The organism is Trebonia sp. (genome assembly GCF_049794275.1).
Taxonomy (GTDB): Bacteria; Actinomycetota; Actinomycetes; order Streptosporangiales; family Streptosporangiaceae; genus Trebonia.
The window spans coordinates 1-8,106 of the sequence record NZ_JBARCR010000851.1; the positions used below are offsets into that span (position 1 = coordinate 1).

The window sequence follows — 8,106 nt, forward strand, 5'->3', positions numbered from 1 at the left end:
GCCGGTGCCCGGCGCGCCCGCGGTCGTCGTCCCCGACGTGACCGTCGCGCTCGGCGCGCTGGCCAAGGGGGTGCTCGGCCGGCTGCCCGCCGCGACCGTCACCGGGATCACCGGGTCGTCGGGCAAGACCTCGACCAAGGACCTCACGGCTCAGGTCGTGGAGCACCTCGGGCCGACCATCGCCCCCGAGGACTCGTTCAACAACGAGATCGGCCTGCCGCTGACCGTGCTGCGCGCCGGAGCCTCGACCCGCTTCCTCGTGCTGGAGATGTCGGCCCGCGGCATCGGGCACATCGCCGCCCTGTGCGACATCGCGCCGCCGCGGATCGGCGCGGTGCTGAACGTCGGCCGGGCGCACGCCGGGGAGTTCGGCTCGCTTGACGCGGTAGCGAAGGCGAAGGGCGAGCTGCCGGAGGCGCTGCCCGCCGACGGCGTGGCGGTGCTGAACGCGGACGACCCGCGGGTGGTCGCGATGGCGGCCCGCACGGCGGCCCGCGTGGTGACGTTCGGCGTGCGCGACACCGCGATCCCCCCCGGCATGGGAGGCTCCTCGCCCCCCATTTCCCCCTCGGTGCGAGCCGGGGACATTCGCCTCGACGACCTGGGCCGCGCCTCGTTCCGGCTGCTGATGCCCGGCGGCAGCGCGGACGTCGCGCTGCGGTTGCACGGCGCCCATCATGTGTCCAACGCATTGGCCGCCGCCGCCATCGCGGCCGAACTCGGCATGGACACCCAGGCCATCGCCGCCGCGCTGAGCGCGGCGACCGTACGGAGCAGGCGGCGGATGGAGTTGCACGAGCGGCCCGACGGGGTACTGGTGGTAAACGACGCCTACAACGCCAACCCTGACTCGACCCGCGCCGCGATCGAGGCGCTACGGCACCTGGCGCGGGGCGGCCGGCGGGGGTTCGCCGTGCTCGGCCACATGGCCGAACTCGGCGACATCGCGGACGACAGCCACGCGGAGGTCGGCAGGCTCGCCGCCCAGGCGGGCGTGGCCGGGCTGATCGCGGTGGGCGAGGAGGCCCGCCCCGTGCTCGACGGCGCGCGCGCGGAAACCGGCTGGCACGGCGAAGCCATCGCCGCGCCGGACGCGGCGGGCGCCGTCGCGGCGCTTGACAACCTGTTGCGACCTGGAGACGTCGTACTAGTGAAGGCATCCAAGTCTGCCGGGCTCTGGGAAGTCGCGGACAGGCTACTGGCGGAGGCTGCACCGTGAAGACCATCCTGCTTTCCGCAGCGATCTCGCTGGTCGTCGCGCTGCTCGGCACCCGTCCGACGATCAGCGTGCTGCGCAAGCGCAAGCTCGGCCAGCAGATCAGGACCGACGGCCCGCAGGCGCACCTGGGCAAGAGCGGCACGCCGACGATGGGCGGCATCGTCATCATCATCGCGTCGCTGATCGGCTACCTGCTCGGGCACTGGCTCACCAATGACCCGATGACCCCCTCCGGCCTGCTCGTGCTGTTCCTGATGACCGGCCTTGGCCTGGTCGGCTTCATCGATGACTTCATCAAGCTGTTCATGCGGCGCAGCCTCGGGCTGCGCAGCGGCGCCAAGCTGTTCGGGCAGGCGGCGGTCGGCGCGATCTTCGCGATCCTCGCGCTGCACTTCCCCGACGGGTACGACCTGACGCCGGCGTCGGCACACCTCTCGTTCCTGACCGACTTCGGGGTCTCGATCGGCTCGCTGCTGTTCGTGATCTGGGTGATCGTCATGGTCACCGGCACCTCCAACGGGGTGAACCTCACCGACGGCCTCGACGGCCTCGCGTCGGGCGCCGCCATCCTGGTGCTCGCCGCGTACGTGATCATCGGGAACTGGCAGTACCGCAACGACTGCACGGTCGCGCTGGCGCAGAACTGCTACAACGTCCGCGACCCGCTGGACGCGGCGGTGGTCGCCGCGGCCGTGATGGGTGCCTGCTTCGGGTTCCTGTGGTGGAACGCCCCGCCCGCCAAGATCTTCATGGGCGACACCGGCTCACTCGCCCTCGGCGGCGCGCTGGCCGGCCTGGCGATCATCACCAGGACCGAGCTGCTGCTGGTCCTGCTCGGCGGCCTGTTCGTGATCATCACGCTGTCGGTGGCGATCCAGGTCGGCTCCTACAAGCTGACCCATAAACGGGTGTTCAGGATGGCCCCCTTGCAGCACCACTTCGAGCTGGCCGGCTGGGCGGAAACAACGATCGTGGTCCGCTTCTGGCTGATCGCCGGCATGTTCGTCGCCCTTGGCCTTGGCATTTTCTACGTAGGCTGGTTCCCGAAGTAGCGCCCGTCACCCTGGATGGGTGATGACCTGCGGCGCGTCTCAGCGCACGATCGGAACGTGCGGCCCAGCGAATACGAGCCACGCGAGGATGAAATCGGCCCGGTCGATTTCCTCGCGGTCGAGTTTCCTGACGGACGGATCGGCGCGGCGGATCTCCGGGAACTGCTGTCCCTCGTCACCCAGGGCACCATCCGCATCCTGGACGCGGAGTTCATCGTCAAGGACGCCGCGGGCAATGCCCGCAAGGCCGATGCCGCCGAACTCGGCGAGCCGGACGGCACCGGTATCGGCGCCTGGAGCGGCGCCTCGTCAGGCCTGCTCGACGCCGCCGATGTCGAGCACGTCTCGGCGGCGATCAGGCCCGGCTCGGCCGCGGCCGTCATCGTCTACGAGAACCGCTGGATCCTTCGCCTGGCCGACGGCTGGCGGCGCAGCGGCGCCCGCCTGATCGAGGACGGCGGGATTCCTGTCGATGACCTGGTGGCCGCCCTGGACGCCGCCGAGCGTTCCTGACCGCAGCTGACAGGAGATTACCGTGGGCATCTTGAAGACCGCCGCGACGGTGGCAGTGGCGAGCTCCGTGCACGGACGGATACAACGCAGGCAACAGCAACGGTGGGCGGCGCAGGACCAGAGCGCCGGCCTGGCGCCGCCGCCTGCCGCGCAGCCGCCACCCGAGGCCGCGCCGCCACCGCAGGCGCCTTCCACCGACATGAGCGAGCGGCTCGCCCAGCTCGCGCAGCTCAGCGACCTGAAGAACGCCGGCGTCCTGACGGACGCCGAATTCGACCAGCAGAAGGCCCGCATCCTCAACGCCTGACCGCCTCCGCCTGAGCGCACTCAAGCACCGCCGCGGCGCTGAGCATGATCACGAAAGAAAAATCTCCTATGCGCGTACTTTTCTTTCGTGATCATGAAATCAGCGGGCTCAGGCCGGCCGCCGTCCCCTCGCCGGTAAGCCGTCCCCGGGACCAGGCAAAGACCTCAAGCACTTAGGAGCAGATAATTACGCCAAAGAGGCGATAACAGCAAGAAGCGCGTAACTTGCTGCTCCTAAGTCAGTGGCTCGGGGCTCGGGTTAGGCGTTCAAGGCCGCGCCGATGTCCGCGAGCAGGTCCTCGACGGGTTCGATGCCAGCGGAGAGGCGGATGAGCGTCTCGGGGGCGGTTTCGCCTGCCCAGCGGGCGCGCCGTTCCCAGCTGGATTCGACGCCGCCGAGGCTCGTCGCCGGCACCACGAGCTGAGCGGCGGCGACCACCGCGTCGGCGTCCGCGGCCGCTCCGGCCAGCTCGAACGACAGGAGCGGGCCGAAGCCCCTGGGCATCTGTGCCTTCGCCGCGGCCGAAGGCCTGAGCCCGGGGTAGTGAACGGCCGTGACGCGGGGGTGGGCCGCCAGGAAGTCGGCGATTCTCGAGGCGTTCTCTGACTGGCGCGTGATGCGCAGGTCGAGGGTTTTCATGCCGCGCAGGACCAGCCAGGACTCGAAGGGGCCCGGGATGCCGCCGCCCGCGGTGCGCCAGTCGCGCAGGTCACGGGCCAGGTCCTCGTCCCTGGTGACGACCGCGCCGCCGAGCACGTCCGAGTGGCCGGAGATGGCCTTGGTGAGGGAGTACATCGAGGCCAGCGCGCCGAACTCCAGCGGCTTCTGCAGCAGCGCCGTCGCGACCGTGTTGTCCACGACGAACGGTGCCGCCGTCGCGGCGGCCAGCTCGCCGAGCGCCGACAGGTCGGCGACCCGCAGCAACGGGTTGGTTGGCGTCTCCGCCCACAGCACCGACGGGCCGGCGCGGAGCGCCTGGCCGACGGCGGCGAGATCGAGCTGGTCGGCCACGACGGCCTCGGCGCCGTGCGGCCGCAGCCTGTCCGCGAGGGCGCGGGTGTTGTAGTAGCCGTCGGGCGGGAACACGATCCTGCTCCGGCCTGCCGCCAGGCTGAGCATCAGCGCCATCGACGCGGCCTGCCCGGAGGCGAAGCTCACCGCGACCGCCCCCGGCCCTTCGATCGCCGCGAGCGCCTTCTCGACGGCCGTCCACCCCGGGTTGGCCATCCGCCCGTAGCCCCGCTCCGGGTCAGGCTCGCCCTGCGACACGTAGGTGCTGGTGGCGAGCAGTGGCGGCGCGAGCGGCGCGCCCGGCGTCCGTTCGGTTCCCGCGTGCGCGAGCCGCGCCTCAGCGCTGAAGTCCATGACCCCCATTGTCCCCGGCCCCCCTCCACCGCGTCCCTCCGGCCGCCGGCGAAGGTGGTCGATGTGACATCGTCCACACTCTTACGTGGTGGATGTCGCATCGGGCACGTTGGGCCGGGCCGCGAAGGCCGTCCCCGGGCCGGCAATCGCGGGGTAGTTGCGCGACACGCGGCGGATGTTCCCGGTATGGGAGTGGGCGGCGCGGACACTAGAAGGCATGTACGTCCGCGCGGTGGAGGACACGCTTGAGACCGGTGAGGACGCCGAATCGCCTGGGGCGGCCGCCGGCCGGCCCGTGCCGCGGCTGCCAGGGTTCGGCGAGCAGTTGCGCGCCTGGCGCGCGCTGCTCGACCGGCCGCTCACGCCGTACTACCTGATCGTCGGCATCACCACGCTGCTACTCGCGCTCGGCCTGGTGATGGTGCTGTCGTCGGCGTCGGTGATCGACCTGTCCTTCGGCCTGTCGCCGTACTCGGACTTCGAGAAGCAGCTGGTCGGCGTCTGCATCGGCCTGCCGCTCATGTGGGTCGCGGCGCGCTCGTCGCCGCGGCTGTTCCGCGCGGCGGCTTATCCGCTGCTCGCGGTGGCGATCATCGGGCTGTGCCTGATCATGATCCACGGCGTCGGCGTGACAGAGAACGGCGCCTCCCGGTGGATCGCCCTGGGGCCGCTGCAGTTCCAGCCCTCCGAGCTGGCCAAGCTCGCGCTCGCGGTCTGGGGCGCGGATCTGCTGGCCCGCAAGGAGAAGATGGGCATGCTGGCCGACTGGCGGCACATGCTCGTGCCGCTCATGCCGGGGACCGGCCTGCTCGCCCTGCTGGTGATGGCCGGCGATGACGTTGGCACCACGTTCGTGCTGCTGATCGTCTTCCTGGCGCTGCTCTGGTTCGCGGGCGCCCCGGGACGGGTGTTCAGCGTCCTGCTCATCTTGATGGGGATGGTGCTGCTGCTGCTCGTGGTGACGCAGAGCTGGCGGATCAAGCGGGTCACGGGCCTGTTCGACACGTCGAACACGAACCCGGTGGGGTCGAACCAGCAGTCCATTCAGGGCCGGGTCGCGCTCGGCGACGGCGGCCTGTTCGGCGTGGGGCTCGGCGGGGGCAAGATCAAGTGGGGCTGGCTGCCTGAGTCGACCAGCGACTTCATCTTCGCGGTCATCGGGGAGGAACTCGGCCTGATCGGCACGCTCTGCGTCACCGCGATGTACGGCGGGCTGGCGTTCGCCGGGCTGCGGGTCGCGCGCCGTGCCCCCGACTCGTTCAGCCGGTTCTGCTCGGCCGCGATCACCTCGTGGATCGTCATCCAGGCGGTGGTGAACATCGGCGCGGTGGTCGGCGTGGTCCCGATCACCGGCGTGCCGCTCCCGCTGGTGTCCCAGGGCTTGTCATCTGTGCTCGTGACGATGGTCGCGCTCGGTATGCTCATGTCGTTTGCGCGGCGGTCGCCAGGCGCCAGCGAGGCGCTGGCCGCACGCGGCCCCGGCGCGGCGTCCCGCGTTCTAAGCTGGCTTGGCCGGGGGACGCGCCGCGATAGCGGGTGACAGGCACCCGCGGCGCCACGATGGCAGCCGACGAGCGAGGAGCATCGTAATGAGGGTCGTCCTAGCCGGCGGAGGATCGGCCGGTCACATCGAGCCGGCGCTCGCGCTCGCCGACGCGCTTCGGCAAGCGGACCGGACCATCGAGGTGACGTGTCTCGGCACCGAACGCGGCCTGGAGACCCGGCTGGTCCCGATGCGCGGCTACGAGCTGGCGCTCATCCCGGCGGTGCCGCTCCCGCGCTCGGTGACGCCGCAGCTGCTCACCGTGCCCGGCAGGCTGGCCGGCGCCGTGCACAAGGCCGGAGTCGTGCTGGAGCGGACCGGCGCGGACGTGCTCGTCGGGTTCGGCGGGTACGTGGCGACCCCGGCCTACCTGGCGGCCAGGCGGCACAAGGTGCCGATCGTCGTGCACGAGGCCAACCCTTCCCCGGGCATCGCCAACCGGCTCGGCGCGCACTTCACCACGCACGTCTTCACCGGCCACCCGGACACCAAGATGCGCAACGCACAGTACCTGGGGCAGCCGATCAGGCGGCAGATCGCCGAGCTCGACAGGTTCGCGGTCGGCGACAAGGCCCGCGCGCACTTCGGGCTGCGGCCGGACCTGCCGGTGCTGCTGGTCTTCGGCGGCTCGCAGGGCGCCAGGTCACTCAACAGCGCGCTGGCGGGGGCGCTCGACGCCATCCGCGCCGCGGGCGTGCAGGTGCTGCACATCACGGGCCCGCGGAACGCCGCGGAAGCCCAGTCGACGGGCGGGACCGTGCCGTACGTGGCGGTGCCGTACGTGGACCGGATGGACCTGGCGTACGCCGCCGCGGACTTCGCCTTGTGCCGCGCCGGCGCGATGACCTGCGCGGAGCTCACCGCCGTCGGCATGCCGGCCGCGTATGTCCCGCTGCCCAACGGCAACGGCGAGCAGCGGCTCAACGCGCTGCCGATCGTGCAGCGCGGCGGCGGCCTGCTCGTCGAGGACGATGAGCTCACCGCCGACTGGATCAAGGGCGCGCTGCTGCCGGTGCTGACCAACATCGACCAGGTTGCGGCCATGTCCGAGGCGGCCGCCGCGCTCGGCCGCAGGGACGCGGACCGCTGGCTGGCCAAGGCGGTCATCGACGTCGCCACCGAGGCGGCGGCGAACCGGGGCCCCCAGGCGGCCGCCCAGGGTGCCCAGGACGCCACGGCCGCCGAGGCGGCAGACCCGCACTCCCCGGCGCCAGGCAGGCACCGGCAGAACCGGTGATCCGGGAGAAGACTGCTGCCGGTGCCGGTAACAGTTCACGTGAGCGAGGAGATTGCTGATGCCCCTGGTGACCCCCACCGAACCGGTGCCGCTCGACCAGCTCGGCCGGGTGCACTTCGCGGGCATCGGCGGCGCGGGCATGTCGGGCATCGCCAAGATCATGCTGGCCCGCGGGGTCACCGTGTCCGGCAGCGACTCCGCGGCGTCCGCGGCGCTCACCGAGCTGGCGGCGCTCGGCGCCCGGGTGCACGTCGGGCATAGCGCCGCCCACCTGGGCGACGCCGACACCCTGGTGGTGTCCAGCGCCATCCGGCAGGACAACCCGGAACTGGTGGAGGCCAGGCGGCGCGGCATCCGGGTGCTGCACCGGGCCGGGGCGCTCGCCGCGCTGATGTCGGGCCGCCGGGTCATCGCGGTCAGCGGGACGCACGGCAAGACCACCACCACGTCCATGATCACCACGGTGCTCCGCGAGACAGGGGCGGACCCCGGCTACGTGATCGGCGGCGTCCTCGCCGCCACCGGGACCGGCGCGGCCGACGGCGCGGGCCCCGACTTCGTGGCCGAGGCCGACGAGAGCGACGGCTCGTTCCTCATGCTGGCTCCCGACGCCGCGGTCGTCACCAACGTCGAGGCCGACCACCTGGACAACTACGGGACGGCGGCGGCGTACCGCGCGTCGTTCAGGGCGTTCGTAGCGCGGATCTCGCCCGGCGGGCTGCTCGTCACCTGCGCCGACGACCCGGGGGCACGGGACCTGGCCGCTGCGGCGGCGGGCCGCGGCCTCACGGTGCGCAAGTACGGCGAGTCGGCGGACGCGGACTACCGGGTGACCGGGGCGTCCGCCACCGGAATGGAGACGGTGTTCCG

Annotated in this window: 8 protein-coding genes; 7 read left to right on the forward strand and 1 reads right to left on the reverse strand. The window is 71.7% G+C overall.

Features of this window, described 5'->3' with window-relative positions:
• The 4 genes from WA805_RS22015 to WA805_RS22030 all read left to right on the forward strand — a co-directional run.
• A partial coding sequence (locus tag WA805_RS22015; protein WP_425243275.1) for a UDP-N-acetylmuramoyl-tripeptide--D-alanyl-D-alanine ligase occupies positions 1 to 1,219 on the forward strand: 1,219 nt, incomplete at its 5' end.
• Positions 1,216 to 2,271 carry a phospho-N-acetylmuramoyl-pentapeptide-transferase gene (gene mraY / locus WA805_RS22020; RefSeq protein ID WP_422323274.1) on the forward strand — a complete coding sequence of 352 codons (1,056 nt, stop codon included), beginning with the start codon at positions 1,216 to 1,218 and terminating at the stop codon, positions 2,269 to 2,271. The genes WA805_RS22015 and mraY, both read left to right, overlap by 4 nt.
• Before the next feature lie 57 nt (positions 2,272 to 2,328).
• On the forward strand, positions 2,329 to 2,784 hold the full coding sequence (locus tag WA805_RS22025; RefSeq protein ID WP_422276240.1) for a DUF6325 family protein: 456 nt from the start codon (positions 2,329 to 2,331) through the stop codon (positions 2,782 to 2,784).
• Between the two features lie 22 nt (positions 2,785 to 2,806).
• Positions 2,807 to 3,091, forward strand: coding sequence for an SHOCT domain-containing protein (locus WA805_RS22030; protein WP_425243276.1), 285 nt, complete (start codon positions 2,807 to 2,809; stop codon positions 3,089 to 3,091).
• 258 nt (positions 3,092 to 3,349) lie between these two features.
• Here WA805_RS22030 and WA805_RS22035 read toward each other — a convergent pair whose 3' ends face one another.
• Positions 3,350 to 4,456 (reverse strand): trans-sulfuration enzyme family protein, encoded by a 1,107-nt coding sequence (locus WA805_RS22035; RefSeq protein ID WP_422287655.1) that lies wholly within the window; start codon positions 4,454 to 4,456, stop codon positions 3,350 to 3,352.
• Positions 4,457 to 4,631: 175 nt separating this feature from the next.
• Here WA805_RS22035 and WA805_RS22040 point away from each other — a divergent pair, with 175 nt between their 5' ends.
• The 3 genes from WA805_RS22040 to WA805_RS22050 all read left to right on the forward strand — a co-directional run.
• On the forward strand, positions 4,632 to 5,996 hold the full coding sequence (locus WA805_RS22040; RefSeq protein ID WP_422340717.1) for an FtsW/RodA/SpoVE family cell cycle protein: 1,365 nt from the start codon (positions 4,632 to 4,634) through the stop codon (positions 5,994 to 5,996).
• A gap of 49 nt (positions 5,997 to 6,045) precedes the next feature.
• Positions 6,046 to 7,236: an undecaprenyldiphospho-muramoylpentapeptide beta-N-acetylglucosaminyltransferase gene (gene murG, locus WA805_RS22045; RefSeq protein WP_425243277.1), complete on the forward strand. Its 1,191-nt coding sequence runs from the start codon at positions 6,046 to 6,048 to the stop codon at positions 7,234 to 7,236.
• A gap of 58 nt (positions 7,237 to 7,294) precedes the next feature.
• A partial coding sequence (locus tag WA805_RS22050) for a Mur ligase domain-containing protein (protein WP_425243278.1) occupies positions 7,295 to 8,106 on the forward strand: 812 nt, incomplete at its 3' end.